Source organism: Polaromonas sp. P1_G4 (genome assembly GCF_056405475.1).
Genome location: NZ_JBFUCA010000602.1, coordinates 1 through 2,253, shown reverse-complemented (window position 1 = coordinate 2,253; position 2,253 = coordinate 1). Strand labels below are relative to the sequence as shown.

The following is a 2,253-nucleotide window of genomic DNA, read 5'->3' as shown; positions in this document are numbered from 1 at the left end:
GGTGTATGTGATTTACAAGCCCGGCCGCGCGCCGGTCGTGCTGTCGGAGATTCTGTCGGTTGACGACGTGAGGGCCGAACTGGCCAAGCTGTAAAAGAACCTGTTGTCGTGTTGTTGATGTCTCCTGAAGGAGTTCAAGCCATGTTGAATACCCCTCTGCAGCCCGTCCGGGCACTTACCCGCCGCAACTTTTCTGGCGCTCTCGTTGCCGCCCCCTGGCTGGCGTCGGCCGCTTTTTCCGCGCAGGCGGCCACAGCAAGTGTCGGCCAGGCAGCCCCTGACTTTTCGGCCCCCGACACGGCCGGCAAGACCCGCAACCTGGGCGATTACAAGGGCAAGCTGGTGGTGCTGGAATGGACCAATCCGGGCTGCCCTTTTGTGCGCAAGCACTACAGCGGCAACATGCAAGGCCTGCAAAAGGAGTTCACCGCCAAAGGCGTGGTGTGGCTGTCCATCAACTCCACGGAGGCCGAAAGCGGCGACTACCTGGCGCCGGCCAAACTGGCCGGCTGGATGGCCGAGAAACAGGGCCAGCCGACTGCGACACTGATGGACGAGTCAGGCAGGATCGGCCAGCTTTACGGCGCCAAGACGACACCGCACATGTACATCATCAGTCCGCAGGGCCAGCTGATTTACGCAGGCGGTATTGACAGCATCCCTTCTGCCCGCGTTGACGATATCAAGACCGCCACCAATTACGTGCGCCAGGGCCTGACCGAAGCGCTGAGCGGCAAACCATTGAGTGTGGCCTCCAGCCGGGCTTATGGGTGCTCCGTCAAATACAAGGCATAGACCCGCTTAAATAGATAAACAGAGCCTGAACCGTGCCCGGCAACGCCGGTCCAAGCCAGGCCAACACAAAGCCCAGCCATGAACCCCTTGCCCCCCGCAGAGCGCATGCCGCATATCCTCAACCACTGCCGCACCATCGCGGTAGTGGGCTTGTCGCCCAAGCCTCACCGCGCCAGCTTTGATGTGGCGCGCTACATGCAGGCCAATGGCTATCGCATCATCCCGGTCAACCCGAACGCCGCCGAGGTGCTCGGTGAAAAGGCCTATTCGACGCTGACCGAAGCCGCGCAGCACGAAAAGATCGACCTGGTGAACTGCTTTCGCAACAGCGAAGATATTCCGCCAGTGGTCGACGAAGCCATTGCGATAGGCGCCAGGGCCGTGTGGATGCAGCTCGGCATTTCCAACGCCACGGCAGCCGCGAAGGCGGAAGCGGCGGGCTTGCTGGTGGTACAGGACCACTGCCTCAAGATAGACCACCGGGTGCTGCTGTCTCGCGGACTGTTGCACCCGATTGCCCAAGTGGGCGCGGCTTCCGTCTGAGCTTGCCCCTGCAGCCGGCGGCAGCCCGGGAAAGCCATGCTTGCGCGGCGCGGCGCAGCCGCTGAAAATGCCCCATGTCCTTGCGCACGGCACCCATCTCCCTTCCCGCACCAGCCATTTCTCCTTCCATCTTTTCATTCTTCCGCCCTCCCTTGCTGCTGGCCYTGGCTGTATTGGCCGGCTGCGCCAGCCAGGCGCCCACGCACAAGGGCGAAGCACAGGCCGCCCCGATGGCCGCTAGCGAGATCGGCCAGTCGGACGTGAACCGCATGGCCACCCTGGGCATGCGCGATAACCTGGAGGGTTTGCTGCGCCTGGCCGACAAGCTGTACCGGCGCAACCCGGCGGAATGGCGGAAAACCAGCACGCTCGGACGCGACGCGGCCCTCGCCCAGCTGCGCGTGGYGGTTGACACCCGCACACCCTGGCCCGAACTGCAGGGCAAGCGCGACATCGCCGCGCTGTCGCTGGCGCTGGGCCCCGACTTCAAGGGCGATCGCGTGGCGGCGTTCATTTATGCCAGCGCTGACATGGTGATCACGGCCCACAGCGGGAAAACAGCGTATTACCTGACTGACAGCCTGGATGCGCAATACATCTACAACGCCGCCCGCAACATTGAAATCGCCGTATGGATGCTGTCCAACCGGCGCAATGCCGCAGGCCAGCCCTTGCTGCTGGCCGATGAAATCACCGAGCGCGAGCGCAACCTGAGCTTTGAACGCGAGTTCGGCAAAATCATTGGACGGCTGGACCTGCTGGCCTCCGTTCTGACCGAGAAGTACCGCCGCGCGGTGATCACCTATGTTCAAAATCTACTGGGCGGAACGTTTTTGCAGTTCCTACCTGTGAGGTAGGAACTGCAAAATTAGGCACACCCCCGTCTCGGCCCACTTCGTGTGGCCGGATCCCCCC

Annotated in this window: 3 protein-coding genes; all 3 read left to right on the top strand. The window is 62.6% G+C overall.

The window, feature by feature from the left end:
• Positions 1–141 precede the first annotated feature (141 nt).
• Positions 142–795, top strand: a complete 654-nt coding sequence (locus AC1D1X_RS21090) for a thioredoxin family protein (protein ID WP_477670135.1) — start codon at positions 142–144, stop codon at positions 793–795.
• A 78-nt stretch (positions 796–873) separates the two neighbouring features.
• Positions 874–1,338 (top strand): CoA-binding protein, encoded by a 465-nt coding sequence (locus AC1D1X_RS21085; protein WP_477670136.1) that lies wholly within the window; start codon positions 874–876, stop codon positions 1,336–1,338.
• A gap of 74 nt (positions 1,339–1,412) precedes the next feature.
• Positions 1,413–2,195 carry a hypothetical protein gene (locus AC1D1X_RS21080; RefSeq protein WP_477699092.1) on the top strand — a complete coding sequence of 261 codons (783 nt, stop codon included), beginning with the start codon at positions 1,413–1,415 and terminating at the stop codon, positions 2,193–2,195.
• Positions 2,196–2,253: the final 58 nt, after the last annotated feature.

What these genes read in the sequence shown, in the direction of transcription:
- AC1D1X_RS21090 (WP_477670135.1), top strand. Translation starts at nt 142, where the DNA reads ATGTTGAATACCCCTCTGCAGCCCGTCCGGGCACTTACCCGCCGCAAC.
- AC1D1X_RS21085 (WP_477670136.1), top strand. Translation starts at nt 874, where the DNA reads ATGAACCCCTTGCCCCCCGCAGAGCGCATGCCGCATATCCTCAACCAC.